Origin of the sequence: Vibrio sp. Isolate32 (genome assembly GCF_022397955.1) — a bacterium.
In the GTDB taxonomy this organism is placed as follows: domain Bacteria; phylum Pseudomonadota; class Gammaproteobacteria; order Enterobacterales; family Vibrionaceae; genus Vibrio.
Genome location: NZ_JAKEUQ010000050.1, coordinates 1 through 15,762 on the forward strand (window position 1 = coordinate 1; position 15,762 = coordinate 15,762).

The 15,762-nt window shown below is 44.8% G+C and carries 18 protein-coding genes; 10 read left to right on the forward strand and 8 right to left on the reverse strand.

What is annotated here, in order from left to right:
* The 3 genes from L1D11_RS21455 to L1D11_RS21465 form a co-directional block, all read right to left on the reverse strand.
* The coding region (locus L1D11_RS21455; RefSeq protein ID WP_239833795.1) for a transposase domain-containing protein at positions 1-158 on the reverse strand (158 nt) is incomplete at its 3' end.
* A gap of 136 nt (positions 159-294) precedes the next feature.
* Complete coding sequence (locus L1D11_RS21460) at positions 295-2,742, reverse strand: molybdopterin guanine dinucleotide-containing S/N-oxide reductase (protein WP_239833921.1); 2,448 nt, start codon at positions 2,740-2,742, stop codon at positions 295-297.
* A 19-nt stretch (positions 2,743-2,761) separates the two neighbouring features.
* Positions 2,762-3,856: a NapC/NirT family cytochrome c gene (locus L1D11_RS21465; protein WP_239833922.1), complete on the reverse strand. Its 1,095-nt coding sequence runs from the start codon at positions 3,854-3,856 to the stop codon at positions 2,762-2,764.
* A gap of 316 nt (positions 3,857-4,172) precedes the next feature.
* On the opposite strand from L1D11_RS21465, the gene L1D11_RS21470 reads away from it, so the two are divergent.
* Positions 4,173-4,448 carry a nitrogenase-stabilizing/protective protein NifW gene (locus L1D11_RS21470; RefSeq protein WP_239833923.1) on the forward strand — a complete coding sequence of 92 codons (276 nt, stop codon included), beginning with the start codon at positions 4,173-4,175 and terminating at the stop codon, positions 4,446-4,448.
* A gap of 134 nt (positions 4,449-4,582) precedes the next feature.
* A complete protein-coding gene (locus tag L1D11_RS21475) occupies positions 4,583-5,707 on the forward strand; it encodes a M14-type cytosolic carboxypeptidase (RefSeq protein ID WP_239833924.1) in 1,125 nt (374 codons plus the stop codon).
* 144 nt (positions 5,708-5,851) lie between these two features.
* Here the strand turns inward: L1D11_RS21475 and L1D11_RS21480 are convergent, their stop codons facing one another.
* Positions 5,852-6,199 (reverse strand): PilZ domain-containing protein, encoded by a 348-nt coding sequence (locus L1D11_RS21480; protein ID WP_239833925.1) that lies wholly within the window; start codon positions 6,197-6,199, stop codon positions 5,852-5,854.
* Positions 6,200-6,414: 215 nt separating this feature from the next.
* Positions 6,415-7,041 (reverse strand): LysE family translocator, encoded by a 627-nt coding sequence (locus tag L1D11_RS21485; protein ID WP_239833926.1) that lies wholly within the window; start codon positions 7,039-7,041, stop codon positions 6,415-6,417.
* A 209-nt stretch (positions 7,042-7,250) separates the two neighbouring features.
* On the opposite strand from L1D11_RS21485, the gene L1D11_RS21490 reads away from it, so the two are divergent.
* From L1D11_RS21490 to L1D11_RS21500, 3 genes are all read left to right on the forward strand, one after another.
* Positions 7,251-8,519 (forward strand): DEAD/DEAH box helicase, encoded by a 1,269-nt coding sequence (locus L1D11_RS21490; RefSeq protein WP_239833927.1) that lies wholly within the window; start codon positions 7,251-7,253, stop codon positions 8,517-8,519.
* Between the two features lie 286 nt (positions 8,520-8,805).
* Positions 8,806-9,027: a hypothetical protein gene (locus L1D11_RS21495; protein ID WP_004742106.1), complete on the forward strand. Its 222-nt coding sequence runs from the start codon at positions 8,806-8,808 to the stop codon at positions 9,025-9,027.
* Between the two features lie 55 nt (positions 9,028-9,082).
* Positions 9,083-9,346 (forward strand): thiamine-binding protein, encoded by a 264-nt coding sequence (locus L1D11_RS21500; protein ID WP_239833936.1) that lies wholly within the window; start codon positions 9,083-9,085, stop codon positions 9,344-9,346.
* Between the two features lie 32 nt (positions 9,347-9,378).
* Here L1D11_RS21500 and L1D11_RS21505 read toward each other — a convergent pair whose 3' ends face one another.
* A complete protein-coding gene (locus tag L1D11_RS21505) occupies positions 9,379-9,546 on the reverse strand; it encodes a hypothetical protein (RefSeq protein ID WP_239833928.1) in 168 nt (55 codons plus the stop codon).
* A 109-nt stretch (positions 9,547-9,655) separates the two neighbouring features.
* Complete coding sequence (locus tag L1D11_RS21510; protein ID WP_239833929.1) at positions 9,656-9,919, reverse strand: DUF1289 domain-containing protein; 264 nt, start codon at positions 9,917-9,919, stop codon at positions 9,656-9,658.
* Positions 9,920-10,106: 187 nt separating this feature from the next.
* Here L1D11_RS21510 and L1D11_RS21515 point away from each other — a divergent pair, with 187 nt between their 5' ends.
* From L1D11_RS21515 to L1D11_RS21535, 5 genes are all read left to right on the forward strand, one after another.
* Positions 10,107-10,553 (forward strand): META domain-containing protein, encoded by a 447-nt coding sequence (locus L1D11_RS21515; protein ID WP_239833930.1) that lies wholly within the window; start codon positions 10,107-10,109, stop codon positions 10,551-10,553.
* 426 nt (positions 10,554-10,979) lie between these two features.
* Positions 10,980-12,146 carry an ABC transporter substrate-binding protein gene (locus L1D11_RS21520; RefSeq protein WP_239833931.1) on the forward strand — a complete coding sequence of 389 codons (1,167 nt, stop codon included), beginning with the start codon at positions 10,980-10,982 and terminating at the stop codon, positions 12,144-12,146.
* Between the two features lie 5 nt (positions 12,147-12,151).
* Positions 12,152-13,852 carry a thiamine ABC transporter permease gene (locus tag L1D11_RS21525; RefSeq protein WP_239833932.1) on the forward strand — a complete coding sequence of 567 codons (1,701 nt, stop codon included), beginning with the start codon at positions 12,152-12,154 and terminating at the stop codon, positions 13,850-13,852.
* The gene (locus tag L1D11_RS21530; RefSeq protein WP_239833933.1) at positions 13,818-14,468 is read left to right on the forward strand and encodes an ATP-binding cassette domain-containing protein; all 651 of its coding nucleotides are present in this window, start codon (positions 13,818-13,820) and stop codon (positions 14,466-14,468) included. The genes L1D11_RS21525 and L1D11_RS21530 overlap by 35 nt, the downstream gene beginning before the upstream one ends.
* A complete protein-coding gene (locus L1D11_RS21535; protein WP_239833934.1) occupies positions 14,458-15,078 on the forward strand; it encodes a CDP-alcohol phosphatidyltransferase family protein in 621 nt (206 codons plus the stop codon). Before L1D11_RS21530 ends, L1D11_RS21535 begins: the two co-directional genes overlap by 11 nt.
* 56 nt (positions 15,079-15,134) lie before the next feature.
* On the opposite strand, the gene L1D11_RS21540 is transcribed toward L1D11_RS21535, so the two are convergent.
* A partial coding sequence (locus L1D11_RS21540; protein WP_239862781.1) for a transposase occupies positions 15,135-15,762 on the reverse strand: 628 nt, incomplete at its 5' end.

Below are 15,762 nucleotides of genomic sequence, written 5' to 3' on the forward strand. Positions count from 1 at the left end.
ACCATCATTTCCATTGGTAACCTACGCTTTCGAATAGTCGCAACCCCAGATTCTTGGAGGCACTGCTCGATGAGTTCAGGGGACAGCAGATCTGATAACCCTGAGAGCTGTTCTGGAGAGAAGTTATGGACTTGGTTTAGGGCTTGTCTAAGAAACATAAAAAAATCCGAGTGTTAAAGAAACACTCGGATTTTGACATCCTTGGAGGATCGTTCAACCAGTCATTTTTACTTAACTGATCGGCATTAAGCGTATATCGCTGGCTTTTTTTGATTATGGGTTTCGCACTAGTCGTTAACCGTTTTTAGGCGGTACAAATGCGGTTAGTTCAAGGGCTGGGCCTGTGTATTTCTCAATCTTCACAAGTGCAGAGTTCGCGGCACAGCCGTTTGCTAAGCGTGAAGTAGGAATATCCAATGTCAGGACGTTACAGCCACCGTTCTTACAAAGACCGGTTTCTTTGTCTAGGTCAGGCCAACCACCTTCATGGATACATACCGCTCCTTGCTTGATGCCGTCAGTCACTAATGCACCCACCAAGACTTGTCCGCGCTCGTTGTATGCACGAACAAGGTCACCCGTTTTGATGCCACGAGCTTTCGCATCTTCTACGTTAATAGAGATAGGCTCACGATTTCCAATTGCGTATTCTTCACGAATCTTCGCGTAGTTGAACTGGCTATGCAGACGGTGCGCAGCGTGCGCTGTCATCAATTGAAGTTCATCACCTTTCGCTTTACCAAAGAATTCCGTTGGCTCAATCCATGTTGGGTGAGCAGGACAATCAGCAAGCTTGTAGCCCTCGATCGTTTTAGAGAAGATCTCAATCTTGCCGCTTGGTGTACCTAGTGGATTCATCACTGGATCTTTTCGGAAATCAGCGTGACGAACAAATTGCGCCGCCTTCTTATTGAACTTCATTTCAATCAGCTGGTTGTCATCCCAGAACTTACCAAACTTCGGCATACGAACACGTGCTTTCTTACCTGCCTTCTGAGCTTCATCATAGAAGCCTTTCAGCCACGCCATCTCATCTTTGCCTTCGGTAAACACATCACGGCCACCGGCTTTGATCAATTCAGACATATCCGCAAAAACATCAAAGTCATTGCGTGCTTCACCTTGTGGCTCAACAACTTGCTTCATCGGCACTAGGTGCTGGTTACTGTAGTCACCCGTCATCGTCATATCGTTACGTTCAAATGACGTGGTAATTGGCAATACAATATCGGCGTGCTTCGCAGCGGCTGTCCAGTAGATCTCGGAAATAACTACTAGCTCAGGTTTTTGCCATGCTCTGATCAAACGGTTGGTGTCTTGGTGGTGCGTAAAGTTACCGCCGCCCGCCCACCAGATCATTTTCACGTCTGGGAACGTTAACTCATGACCATTGTGCATGTATGTTTGACCTGGGTTTTCTAATGCTTCTGTTATACGCGCGACAGGGAAGCTGTTCACTGCACCAGATACAGCCCAGTCATTACCGGCAGAAGAGCCGCCGCCAATAGACGCTGAAATCGCAGGTAATACACCCGCATCACGAGTTGGGTTACCACCATTAGAGTAGTGATAAGACAGGCCAAAACCACCACCTGGTAAACCGATTTGACCTAGCATTGCCGCTAGCGTTACTACCATCCAGTGACGTTGCTCACCGTATTGTTGGCGTTGAATACCCCAACCCGCCATCAGCATAGTGCGGTTTTGACTAAAGATATCAGCAAGCAATTCAAGCTGTTTCGCAGGAACGCCGGTAATCGCTTCAGCCCAGGCTGGTGTCTTCTCAACGCCGTCCTCTTTACCCATCAGGTACGCTTCGAATTTATCGTAACCTGTCGTGTATTTGTTTAGGAACTCGACATCGTGCTTACCATTTTTAACCAAAGAGTGTGCAATACCCATCATCATCGCAACGTCTGTCATTGGACGAGGCGCAATCCATTGAACTGCATCGCCAAAGAACTCGATTGTCTCAGAGCGCATTGGGTCAATTGCAATGATCGTCTTGCCAGACTTTTTAAGCTGGTGGAAGAACTCTAGGCCAGAGCAATCGGTTGAGCTCCACGCAATTTTAAGTGTGTTCAGCGGGTTCATACCCCAAAGAATGACAACGTCAGAGCTTTCTAGTACAACTGGGTGCGTTGTTTGTTGCTCGTATACTTCAATAGAGCCCATAACGTGCGGCATGATGACTTGTGCAGCACCCGTAGAGTAGTCACCTAAGTGGCCTGAATAACCACCAGCCAAGCTCATGTAACGCTGCAATAGTGTTTGGGCTTTGTGTAACACACCACTTGAACGCCAACCGTAAGAGCCCGCAAATACTGACTCAGGACCATTTTCTTTACGAATTCGCATGTGCTGTTCATGAATAAGCTTATAAGCTTCACCCCAAGAAACTCGAACATACTCATCATCACCACGAACCCCCGTTGGCGCTGATGGGTTGTCTAAAAAGCCTTTACGAACCATTGGGTACTTAACACGCGCTTTGGTGTGTACTTGGTCTGGACCTGTCGTTTGAAGGCTGTTTGGAACCGTTTGAGCAAGTGCGTTGGTTGTTGACACTAGCTTGCCGTCTTTTACTTCACACAGCATGGGGCCCATACGACCTGCTGTTAGTACACCTTTACCACGCTTGTTTGCAGCCGACGCTGTCATTGGCGTTAGCGACGTAAATGCAAGCGCACCAGCTGCCATGCCCGTTCCCTTAAGGAATCCGCGACGAGTAATATCAGTCATAATTATTTCCCTTTGTTTCTTAGTGGCCAGCCACATCTTTTGCGTGGTTTTGGAAGTATTTAGTCAGTAGTTCTAGATCTTGGTCAGAAATATCAGTTCGCTCGCCCATGCCTTTTGCAACTGGGCCCCAAGCATTAACGGTGAAGTGGTTTGCGCCAATTTTCGCGTGACATGTTGAGCAGTAAACATTGTCGAGTTCTTCCGCGTATTCCCAGATTGGCTCTAGTGAATCCAGTACAGGTGCATCAATGGTTGCGGTTAGAACAGCTGGTCGCCATTCATTACCATATTCATCAGCCTTGAAATCACCAACGTTAAGGCTCGCTTGCCCTTGTTCGGTAAGCATTGCAACAATCGCTCGCTGACCACTGCCGTAGTACAGCACTTGTTCTGCACCTTTCATTTGATATGCATGTAGATCAACAGTACGTTCTGTACCTTCACTACTTTTCACATCTAGACGTGCTGTAGGGTTAATCGTGCCAAGCTCACCAATATCGATAGTTTCAGCTGAGTAAACCACCTTAGCTTTAGGGTCAGTTTTCTCGGTGAATGCCATCAAGTTGTCGAATGCCTCGCTGTCCATTTCAGGTTCTGGTGCAAAGTGCGCGACACCCTTGTGACAATCGATACAGGTTTGGTTATTTTCTTGCCCATATTCGTGCATTTTTGCCGCATTTTCCGACTGTTCATAGCTATCCATTGCGTCGAAGGTATGGCAAGAACGACAAGTAGCAGAATCACTTTCACGTAATTGAGCCCACACCGTTTCAGCCATCACCATACGGTGCTCTTCGTACTTATCTTCTGTATCAATTTTTCCAGTCACGAACTCGTGGTAGATATCTTTTGAAGCACGGATCTTGGTGATTACGTAGTCAACTGGGTCAGAAGGAATATGGCAGTCGGAACATTCAGCACGAATACCTTTTGCATTACTGAAGTGGATTGAGCCTTCATACTCTTCGTAAGGAATTTGCATAGTGTGACAAGAAGTACAGAACTCAGTACTAGAGGTGTAACGCATGATGGCTGCAGTGCCGCCAAGCGTTAACCAACCGATACCAATGCCCACAGCGGCAATAAGAGCGATGTATCGTTTTTTAATAGACATATTTAGAAATCATCTTGAACAATTAGTAACAATTGCAAATAGAATAATACTTTAGGGTTAATCACTATTGATTCACGTCATAATTTGCCTTTATTGATAATAAAGAAAACTAACAATGAGACCTAAACACAACCGAACTATATACATGACTACGCAATTATTTTTAATCACATTCACTAAGCGAACGAAATGGGTCGTTCTATAAGATTAAGAGAACAGTATCGACGTCGAAATCAAGCGGAAAGAAGATTAGAATCAAGATAAGAAATCACAAAGACGCTTACACTATCCGCAAATTGATGCCACCGAATAAGTTATGAGCCAAACAGAATTCCAACAAAAAATAGTGAGTTTCACTTCGATTGAACAAGCGCTTGATTACTTTGAAATTGGCTTTGATAGCAAGTTCATCGAGCAAAATAGAGTCGAACTTATGAAACGCTTTAATGGCTATCTGATCCTGTCGAAACCTGACGATTGGTTTTCTGGAAGAAGAGCCCTGAAAAATGCCTACTGCAAGGTGCAACGCAGTAAGTTAGATCGTTATACGCGTTCGGCTTGCCGAGGCTGCACAACTTGCCAGCGTCGATAAGCATAAAGTGCCGTTAAAAAAGAGAGCTCGGAAATAGATAGTTGAAATAACATCTCATTACGATTTAGTTAGTAGTTTGCTCGAAAAAAAGTGTGCTAGTCTTACGACAACTCAACTACGAGATAACAACTACAATGAAAATTTTCAGCAATTTCGAAAGCGGCAACATTCACGTCGTTTCAGCAGATTCACCACAAAACATTCAACTGACTATCCCTGCAGACAACCAAACTGAAATCTCTCAGTGGTTCCACTTCCGTTTAGAAAGCGATGCTCAACAAGCACACCACTTTGAAATCGGTCAACTGGCAACGTCTGCATACCCTGAGGGCTGGAAGGATTACGATGTAGTTGCATCGTACGACCGTGAAGAATGGTTTCGTATCCCATCTCAGTTCGATGGTGACACGCTGAGCTTTGACATCATTCCTGAGCACGATTCAATGTACTTCGCGTACTTTGCCCCATACTCATACGATCGTCACCAAGATCTTCTACACAGCGCGCAAACGCACCCAGCTTGTAAGCTTGAAACTCTGGGCCACACGCTAGACAACAATGACATCACTTTGCTAACCATTGGTGAGCCAAGTGAAGAGAAGAAAAACATTTGGGTTATTGGTCGCCAACACCCTGGCGAGACTATGGCTGAATGGTTAATCGAAGGCCTGTTGCAACGCCTGCTTGATGAAACGGACACCGTAGGTCGTTCACTGCTAGATAGCGTTGTTTTCCGCGTTGTTCCTAACATGAACCCAGATGGCAGCATCCGTGGCCACCTACGTACCAACGCGATTGGCGTGAACCTGAACCGCGAATGGCAATCACCGTCTATGGAACGCAGCCCAGAGGTATTCCTTGTGCGTGAGCGCATGTTAGAAACTGGCGTTGATATGTGTTTAGACATTCATGGCGACGAAGCGATTCCATATAACTTTGTGGCGGGTAGCGAAGGCACACCTTCTTACGACGAACGTATCGCGAAGCTAGAGAACCACTTCAAACAAGCACTGCTAACTATCACGCCAGAGTTCCAAGATGAGTTTGGTTACGATAAAGACGAACCAGGCAAAGCGAACATGACGGTTGGTACCAACTGGATTGGTGAGCAGTTCAAATGTTTGGCGTACACGGTTGAGATGCCATTTAAAGATCACATCAGCCACGCTGACGAACTTTACGGCTGGTCGCCAGAACGCAGTGTCGCGTTTGGCCACGACATGCTAGCGGCAGTTTGGGCAACAGTAGACGAATTATAAAGTGAACTAAGCGCCTTGTTTGTCCCTGTATCTAGTTTGATAGATAGAACAAAGCCCGGCACTTGTGAAAGTGCTGGGCTTTTTAATGTTTGCCTATGATTAACGATTTATCGAGCCACTTAGCTCTAGACGCCGTTATGCGACTCACAGGCTCGCGAAAAAGATTGGGTATTTCTTCCTGATGTGTCTTTGCTCAGACACCATATCTTTAAAGCTTGGCCCTTGTGATAACTGAACGACCACTTCATCGCCTTCTTGGCGTAACACAGCACCGCTAATAGCAACACTATTGTTATCATATAGCCTCAAAGTACCTGCCATCGAGAAGCCACGATATACAGGGATAATGTTACGCATCATAAGGCGAACACCCTTTTCAGAAACCTCACTGACGTGAAAAAGCTCACCCTTCATTCGCATCACCGGACGAGCCTTGTGTGGATACTTCAAACGGTAATATTTGCGCTTTTGAATGAATGACTTTTCACTCATCTGTGACTCCCTGTCTCTGTTTATTCGGTCAAGCAATAGACTTTAGCTTCAATTGGTCTCAAACAAACACATTCACCAAATTGATAGCTGATTATTATATCGACTTTCCGAGCTAATGCTTTAGAGATCTATACAGAGAAATAAGGTTTGCTTAGCATTCAGTAGAAAGTGAGAACTGAACCGATAGCTAAAAAACCAATTCTTCGCACCGTACCCTAAAGCTGAAACAACGCCAACTGAATGCTGAAACCCACAAATAGAACACCACACACAATGTTCATCATTTGCGAGGTACGCTTTTGAACCAATAAGCGTTTAAAGGTATCTGCCATTAAAATAACAACCAAGAACCACATTGAAACGACCATCGCCTGAATCCCGCCAAGAATCAGGCTGTCGGACACAATTGCGTCTGTAGTAACAAATTGAGGGAAGATCGATAGGTAAAAAAGGACGATCTTCGGGTTAAGTAAATTAGTGAGTAGTCCTTTAAAAAACTGACTATAGAGTTTGCTCCCGGATGCACTCACGACAGAAAGCACGCCCTCTTTAGCACGTAATGCTGCCCGAAAGTGGTTGTAGCCTAACCAGAGCAGATACAAAACACCCGCCCACTTCAGCCCATCAAATGCCATTGGCGTTTTCGACAGTAATAGACTGATACCATTCGCAGAGATAAAGGCATGGAAAAAGAAACCACATGACACACCCAACACATTCACAAACGCGAACAGCTTCCTTTGAGTCAACGCTGTGCTTAGCACAAGCAATGCATTGGGTCCTGGAATAATGGCAATAAAAAAAACAATAACAATGAACAGCCAGATACTATCCCAACTCATTTTGTTCTCATACAGTGAAGGTTTTTAGGGCAGACATTGTACGTCCAATTGATACCATTACAATATGATAAACGCTTAATTCACTCGTATGTCTAGCTTACAAAAGTTGCGCATATGATAAATATGTTTATCGTGAAGCAAACAAAACTGATTCTCTAACATTTCTAGCCCTGTTAGACTCCACCTCCCTTTTTATACTTGGTTCATTTATGTCATTTGCTAACCTAACCCTCAACACAAAAACCGTTGCCGCTCTCCCGTCCCAATTCGATAAACCGACTGAGATCCAACAAGCGGTCATTCCAACGATTGTTTTAGGGAAAGATGTGCTTGCATTGGCTCAAACAGGTAGCGGGAAAACATTGGCATTTGGCTTACCTTTGCTCAATAACATCGACCAAGATTCGAATAAACTGCAAGCGCTTATCATCGTTCCAACACGCGAGCTAGCGTCTCAAGTGACAGAGTCTTTACAACCGATTGCAACTGCCCTGCGTATCAAAACGGTAACGCTGACGGGCGGTGTGAATACTGATGAGCAACTGCAAAAATTATCCACTAAACCACAATTAGCCGTCGCCACACCAGGCCGTCTACTTGCTTTAATTAAAAGTGGTGAATTAGAGTTAGCTCAATGCACATCACTAGTTTTAGATGAAGCCGATCGATTGATCGACATGGGCTTTTGGCCAGATATTCAAGCGATCACCGCAGCTCTGCCAACTAAGCGCCAATCACTGTTATTCTCTGCAACGCTTCCACCTGAGTTAGTCAACCAAGCTGAAACGCTTTTATCGACCCCAGAAAAGATCACGACTCATAAAGAAAACAGCGTTGTAGAAACGATTGAAGAAACACTGTATCTGGTAAACAAAGGCAGTAAAGCTCAGGCATTAATTGCCCTGCTCAATCAGAACCCGTGGCCACAGGTATTAGTGTTTCTTGGCGCGAAAGACAACGCAGACGCACTAGCCAAGCGATTAAACAAAGCCAAAATCAGCGTGAGTGCATTACATGGCAACAAGAGCGAAGAAGAACGAGCACAAGCATTAGACAGCTTCAAAAATGGTGATACCCGTGTACTTATCGCGACCGATGTGATGGCTCGTGGCATCCATATTGATCAACTGCCTATTGTGATTAACTTTGAGTTACCACCTCATTCAGCAACTTATGTACACCGCGTTGGAAGAACGGCGAGAGCAGGAAGTACTGGTTGTGCAATCTCGCTGGTTAGCCACAGTGAAACTGACTACCTCACTGCCATTCGCGCTTTAACCAATAAAGCACTGCCCCTACAGTCATTGGAAGGCTTCCCAGTCACAGACAAACCAGCATCAGAAACAACCGCTCGTAAGCGCCCACCGAAAGACAAAATGGCAAACCGCAGAACGGCTAAAAAGAAGAGCGTAAAACAGTTTAAGAGCAAATCGAATAGCTCTAGATCCAATAGCGCTAAGCCAACGAGATCAAAGTAGCGCAATAGCAACGATTCAGCGTCTGTCCCCGCTAGTTCCCAAACTTAACGACGGTCATTTTAATTAAATTCAACCCAGAGTCTTCTGGGCTTTTTTCGCTTCAACCACCCACTTTCTGATGCTAAATATGATACTAATGCTATTCACTAGATGACATTTTTGTGAATTACGAAGGCAAGGTATTGATTCTTGGTTGCTCAAAAAAAATACTTTCTGATCACGTTGACGACCCTATATCTGGCAACTAGATTTTTCTATTAGTGTCTAAAATCAGGAGGTCATTGAAATGAAACGTGCTAGCTCTACATATCGATTACAACTGATTAAGGAAGTGGCAACTCGCCGAGATCGTCAACGTTCTAATGACCCGATGGCAAACTACATTCAAACTCTAATCGACAACAAAGATGACTGTGATACTTCAGTTGAACGCAACCAAAGATTCAGTGGAAACCATTTTGATGAACACATTGGCGGCTGGGTTAGCGATCATTGGGGTAGTAAATAAAAGCAAGAAAAAACCACCAGCTTTGATGCTGTAGAATTAATCTCCGCATTAACCTATCATCTGCAACAACTTCGAAGTGGTCGATAAAGCATTTGAAGTCGTGAAAGAAGACGGTGCGATGGAAACGACCATGAAAGACGAACTCAATCAGTTACTCGATATCATCAAAAATGCTGAGCAGGCTTGTTACGATGCTGGTGACGTCGAGGTCATCACAAACATAAAGATTCACAGCAAAACCACCGCAGCCGATGATACATTTTGCACGTATCATCGTGGTGTAACGAAAGCGAATCATATGTTTATTTCAGAAAGCTGAGCTTTAAGAAAGACTCTGAAGAACCAGTGGTGTTATTGAAAAGGCATGTCCGAAAGGTGAGAAAGGATTTCCATTCGTTCTTCTTCTGACATCGAATGCCAATCTCGCGGAGCCTCTTCAGGGTCATCTTTTGCCCCAATCGGTTTACGATCCAGCGCTTTGACTGCCTCTTTTTTGAGTTTTACGTTCTTTTTATTCATACCAACACCACTCCTTCAGGTACAAAGGTACCTATCTTTGTATTACGCCCCAACCATTATGTAAACTAACAGTTACTGAGGAGTTAAATAAAATCTTGATACTTCCTCTTTAGCCGAAAAGATCTCTTTGGGGACTTGTACTTCCCTCTTCTTCTACCGGCTGACCAACCAAGTTGTTTTGCTTCATTATTTTTCTTCTGTAACGCTGACGACATAGCTTGATGACGTGTAATTGCTCTGCGGGAGTCATCGACATCCAACTAAAACGTTCATCTCTTTTTCTCATACACCCATTGCAATAACCTTTGTCATCGCTAGAGCAAACCCCAACGCAAGGGCTTGGAACTTGGAAAAACTCTAACTGCTCCACCACGCCTCCTTACACATTCAAAATTACGCTTACTATCTCAAAAATAAGCGATTAATTTGTCGCCTAGCTCATGAAACCCATACTAAACTATGACCTCATACTGACACATATAGTGTTTTGTAAACTATACTTTGAACCCATCAAGTTACAGATTTTCGGTAACTTCGTTTTTCCTTTGGAGCCTTATAATATGAAGTTTAGTTCAAAAAAATTACTAGCAGTAGCCGCTTTACCTATGATGCTAGCAGCATGCACAACAACAGGTGATGACGCGATGCAAGTAACACCAACCGATCTACAGCACCATAATTGGGAACTTGCGCAAATTGATGGCAAGGACATTGAGAAAAGCGAACACCAAGAGACACCTCGCCTAGAAATCGGTGAAAAGATGACTGCAAACGGCGTAGCCGGTTGTAACAACTTCTTTGGCCAAGGCGAACTGAAAGACGGTCAATTCCGCATAAAGCAAATGGGCATGACTATGAAAATGTGTCACGGCTCAGCGATGGAAATCGAGCAATCAGTTTCTGCTACTCTAAGTGGGTGGAGCGACGTAACCCTAACAAAAGATACGCTAGTACTTAAAAACGATGTACACACGCTAACGTACACAATTCGTGACTGGGTAAACTAATCTGTCATCGACATCAAATACCGAAAAGGAGCCTTTATGGCTCCTTTTTTATTGTCTGCTTCAAAGCTCAATCTACTCAAAACGACTCTTCACACTAGCTTTTCATGCCAAGCTCCGATAAATCATAAAAAAACCTCATTTAGATGCAATTAATTCACAGCTTCAACGGTCTGTTGCTAGGATGGCAAAATCCCGGAGTCTGTTAAGTTGCATAGATAACTGCACATTGAACAAGACTCAACCGAGAACTCCCAGAATCTTCTCAAGTAATTAATTGAATTTACAGTTGAATTAGAATTTATTTGAGAAACAGATAGAATAACTATTATGCCGTGTGGATCTTTCGTTAACCACGAAAGGTCTACACGGCCAAGGGAGTTCGAAAACACAATGCTCTTGCCCGTTCACTACCAAATGGAAAAGTTTATGAACAAGATAGTAAGTACGTTAGGAATCATGGCAACCGTTGCCTACAGCGCAACCATTTATGCTGATGAAGCAACATCCACCGATAGCTGGAATCAAATAGAACAGCAGGCAGAGGGAGAAACTGTCTACTTTCATGCTTGGGGCGGAAGCCAAGAGATCAACCGTTACCTACAATGGGCAGGCAAGAAGTTACAAAGTGACTATGGCGTAACGTTAAAACATGTAAAAGTCACAGATATCGCTGAAACAGCGACTCGCCTACTTGCGGAAAAAGCCGCAGGTAAGAATAGCGAAGGCAGTGTCGATATCGTTTGGATCAACGGAGAAAACTTCCGTTCGATGAAAGACAACAAACTGTTGTTTGGCCCATTCACAGAATCCCTTCCTAACTGGAAGTACGTCGATAAGTCTTTACCCATTGATGTCGACTTTTCTGAACCAACGGAAGGTCTAGAAGCACCTTGGGGCGTTGGGCAATTGGTGTTCATTCACGACCAAGAAACACTGCACAATCCACCAAAATCGTTTTCAGAGATGTTGAGCTACGCTCAGGCATTCCCTAACCGTTTAAGCTACCCTCGCCCACCAGAATTTCATGGCACTAGCTTTATTAAGTCTTTACTGATTGAGCTAACCAACAACCGTCCTGAACTCGCGAAGCCTGTTTCAGAAGAGAGCTTCCAAGCGATTACGGCACCATTATGGGCTTACTTAGATAAATTCCACAAAGTTGCATGGCGCGGTGGTAAACAATTCCCTGCAGGCACATCAGAAAGCATTCAGCTTTTAGATGACGGACAACTCGACCTCGCAATTACATTCAACCCAAACTCTGTGTATTCAGCCCAATCGAGTGGCCGTTTAGCAGAAACAACCAAAGCTTATGCGTTGGAAAACGGTGCTTTATCAAACATCCACTTCCTTGCGATCCCTTGGAATGCCAATGCTACCGCAGGCGCACAAGTGACCATCAACTTCTTGTTAAGCCCAGAAGCACAATCGCGCAAAGGTAACCTCAATGTTTGGGGTGACCCTTCAGTATTGATCAGCAAATACTTAACAGGTAGTGCTAAGAATACTCAGCAATTTAGATCTATTGATGAACCACACCCAAGCTGGCAAAACGCACTCGAGAAAGAGTGGCTAAAACGATACGGTAACTAAGCTCGATGCTACGTGCTCTATATTTTGTCGTTATAGTGGTATGCATTATCCCAACAATTCCTGGGGTAGCGGGAGTAGTGGCCTCGTCACTCAGTTATATCCCGCCCCTAGGGTTGATGGAGCCCTCTCTCAACGGTTTTAGCCAAGTATTCCAATGGGAGGGAGCTTGGCACTCAATTGGTTTGAGTCTTGGTTCTGCGATTGCGAGCAGCTACATCGCCTGCTTTCTTACCTTTTGTATTCTTCAAGCTTCGTGGGGAAACCGATTTTGGAGAAGGATTGAGCTAACGTTATCGCCAATGTTGGCTATTCCACATGTGGCTTTCGCTATTGGCTTTGCTTTTCTATTTAGCCCGACAGGTCTCGGAGCGAGAGCTGTCCATCATTTGCTTGGTGAATCCGCAACCAGTTCCGAGTTAGCGCTGCTCGTAAAAGATCCGTATGCATTTGGCTTGATCATTATGTTGGCACTCAAAGAAGTGCCTTTCTTATTGCTGATGAGTATATCGATACTTCAGCAAATTGACGTGGAGCGTATTACTAAGGTCAGTGCTTCATTGGGTTATAGTCGCTCACAGATATGGTGGAAGTGCATTTTTCCACAATGGTTCACCAAGCTTCGCTTCCCAATGCTTGCGGTACTCGCCTACAGCGTATCAGTCGTCGATATTGCGCTAATCATTGGCCCAACTAACCCACCTACTTTTGCCATTTTAGTATGGCAATGGTTCAACGACCCCGATCTTAACCTGCTGCCAAAAGCAGCGGCTGGCGCTATTGTACTGTTCGGATTAGCGTCCTTGATCATCGCCTTAGCCCGCTTCATTGAGTGGGCTGTATTGAAGTTCTTTAGAGCTTGGCAATATTCAGGAAGAACAGGGGCTAACTTGCCGGGGAAAACCGTATTCACAGTGCTTGCTAGCCTTTCATTGCTGATCATTCCTTTAATGGTAATTTGGAGTGTTGCTCAGCGTTGGCGCTTCCCTGATTTACTGCCGAGCCGCTATAGCATGCGCTTTTGGGAATTTGAATGGGATGGCATCATGAGTACCGTTGGTCAAAGCTTATGGATTGGTCTGATCGCAGCTTCAGTTGCGCTAGTCCTCGCACTGATTGCCCATGAGTACCGAATCAAATACAAGTGGCAAGTGCCTGGTTTTGTTATCGCGACTCCGATGTTGATCCCGCAGCTATCGGTATTATTTGGTATGCAAGTCACCACGCTGTATGTAGGAAGCAACGCCTATGAATTCTGGGTGACTTGGGCACACGTATTCTTCGCCTTTCCATTTGTCTATTTATCTTTAGATGGACCATGGAAAAGCTTCAACGATGGACTCATTAAAGCATCACTCAGCTTGGGTAAATCACCATTTCAAAGTTGGTACTCCATCAAACTGCCTATCTTATTACCTGCCATTGCCTTTGCGTGGGCCGTTGGTATCAGCGTGAGTTTGGCTCAATACTTACCAACATTGATGCTAGGCGCAGGGCGTATTAGCACCATCACTACAGAAGCTGTCGCCCTAACGAGCGGTTTCGACCGCAGAGTGACCGCAATTTATGCCATTTGGCAGGCCTTATTGCCTCTGTTCTTTTTCTCTTTAGCGATATTAGTCAGCCGACTTCAACTCAGATATCGCCGTCTTACTTTCAAAGGTTTCTTAAGTAATGAGTCTGTACCTCAACGACCTCGCCATCCATAAAACCGGTGGTGATTCGCTGTTCTCAGCGCTAAATGTAACATTAGAATCGGGCCAGATACTGGCGTTGATGGGCCCGAGCGGTTGCGGTAAATCCACCTTATTGGACGCCATCGCAGGCCACTTGAATGAAGAGTTTTCGTATTCTGGAAGTGTTGTTTTGAACGATATTCAGCTGGATGACCTGCCTTCACATCAGCGTGAGGTCGGTATTTTGTTTCAAGATGACTTGTTGTTTCCGCACCTAAAAGTATGGGAAAACTTGGCCTTTTCATTACCTAATTCGGTTAAGGGTTCCGCTCGTCAACAGCAAGCCATGGCAGCGTTAAAAGACATTGAATTGACACACTTAGCAGAGTCTTTTCCCGACCAGATTTCTGGTGGTCAACGAGCGAGAATCAGTTTAACTCGTATGTTATTGGCGAAGCCTAAGTTAGCTCTACTTGATGAACCGTTCAGTAAGTTAGACCAAGAGCTCAGAGCACAATTTCGAGACTGGGTGTTTGAGCAATTAACTAAAGCTAATATACCAACCCTGATGGTAACACACGACGAAGCAGATGTGCCTCAAGGGGCTCAAGTACTCTCTTGGCCATGGAGAAGCAACCATGCTGGATAAGTACTCTATAAAGATCATCAAGTGGCCATTAAACCAGTCTGCAAAAGTACTGAATCGAGCCGATATTACCGCTAATCAAACCACCCTATTCGGTTTTTTAGTCGGCTGTTTAGCGTTTCCGGCGTTGGCGTTTGAGCAATATGAGTGGGCGTTAGGTTTCATCATTTTCAACAGAGTTTGTGATGGGCTTGATGGCGCCTTGGCCCGAATCCAAGGTATCAGTGATGCGGGTGGCTTCCTAGATATCAGCCTAGACTTCCTTTTCTATTCGTTGATTCCTTTTGGCTTCGTGATTGCGAACCCTGAGCATAACGCCATTGCTGGTGCATTTTTAATCTTCTCTTTTATCGGTACAGGCAGTAGCTTTCTGGCTTTTGCGGTGATGGCAGGCAAACGAGGAATCGAAAACCCCGTTTATAAGCACAAGTCGCTCTACTACATGTCTGGTCTAACTGAAGGGACAGAGACTATCGCCTGTTTCATTGCCTTTTGTATTTGGCCACAACACTTTGCGGTTATCGCCTATGCCTTTGGGGCGGCGTGTTGGCTGACTACGTTCATGCGTATCTATTTTGGGTTCCAAACTCTTAAGACTCAGCAAGAGAGTTAGCAATCTAACGACAAAAACAAGATGCAAAAACGCCGCTCAATATGAGTCAACACCTATCATTTAAGGTGTTTAGATCGCACAGTGTAGCGACTCTGACTAAAACGAACGGTCCTAGCTTTGGGCCGTTTTTGTTTTTCGGGCAAAATATAACGTTTCACTCGCTCTCTCATCGCTCGCAGCTTTTTGGGAACCGAGCCTGGGGAGACAATAGCACACCACATTAGCTCATCTTGAATATCTCGAAGTGCCATCGTAAAGCTTATCCTAAGTGGCGAGACTTCAGCCTCTTTTGCTATTCGGCTAATCTCCAGACGGATTAAGTTATACGCGATAAGGATACCCCATATCTCTTGCTCTACCCCCTCTACAGATTGACTGCGGAGCAGGATTTCATCTTCAAGCATGTCATGCTTAATCTCGCCATAGCTATTCTCTATTTCCCACCTTTCGAAGTACACATCTAATAATGATTTTAAACTGTATTTTCTATCTGTTAGAGAAGTCAGCAGCCCTTGTATATGATTGGGTTGTTGTTCAACGTCATCGGGATATAGAGCTAGCCTAGCTTTCCACGTTTTTGGGAGGCTCGCGTCTTGTTTTCTAGCCTGGGGAGAGACGTTCATCTCCACAATCAGATCTCGCCCATCATCATCGAGCTGCTCGATAATTTCATATTTTACATTC

Coding starts and splice junctions, on each gene's coding strand:
- L1D11_RS21535 (WP_239833934.1), top strand. CDS start 14,458: ATGCTGGATAAGTACTCTATAAAGATCATCAAGTGGCCATTAAACCAG.
- L1D11_RS21475 (WP_239833924.1), top strand. CDS start 4,583: ATGAAAATTTTCAGCAATTTCGAAAGCGGCAACATTCACGTCGTTTCA.
- L1D11_RS21515 (WP_239833930.1), top strand. CDS start 10,107: ATGAAGTTTAGTTCAAAAAAATTACTAGCAGTAGCCGCTTTACCTATG.
- L1D11_RS21465 (WP_239833922.1), bottom strand. CDS start 3,856: ATGTCTATTAAAAAACGATACATCGCTCTTATTGCCGCTGTGGGCATT.
- L1D11_RS21495 (WP_004742106.1), top strand. CDS start 8,806: ATGAAACGTGCTAGCTCTACATATCGATTACAACTGATTAAGGAAGTG.
- L1D11_RS21525 (WP_239833932.1), top strand. CDS start 12,152: ATGCTACGTGCTCTATATTTTGTCGTTATAGTGGTATGCATTATCCCA.
- L1D11_RS21470 (WP_239833923.1), top strand. CDS start 4,173: ATGAGCCAAACAGAATTCCAACAAAAAATAGTGAGTTTCACTTCGATT.
- L1D11_RS21505 (WP_239833928.1), bottom strand. CDS start 9,546: ATGAATAAAAAGAACGTAAAACTCAAAAAAGAGGCAGTCAAAGCGCTG.
- L1D11_RS21530 (WP_239833933.1), top strand. CDS start 13,818: ATGAGTCTGTACCTCAACGACCTCGCCATCCATAAAACCGGTGGTGAT.
- L1D11_RS21490 (WP_239833927.1), top strand. CDS start 7,251: ATGTCATTTGCTAACCTAACCCTCAACACAAAAACCGTTGCCGCTCTC.
- L1D11_RS21480 (WP_239833925.1), bottom strand. CDS start 6,199: ATGAGTGAAAAGTCATTCATTCAAAAGCGCAAATATTACCGTTTGAAG.
- L1D11_RS21520 (WP_239833931.1), top strand. CDS start 10,980: ATGAACAAGATAGTAAGTACGTTAGGAATCATGGCAACCGTTGCCTAC.
- L1D11_RS21460 (WP_239833921.1), bottom strand. CDS start 2,742: ATGACTGATATTACTCGTCGCGGATTCCTTAAGGGAACGGGCATGGCA.
- L1D11_RS21485 (WP_239833926.1), bottom strand. CDS start 7,041: ATGAGTTGGGATAGTATCTGGCTGTTCATTGTTATTGTTTTTTTTATT.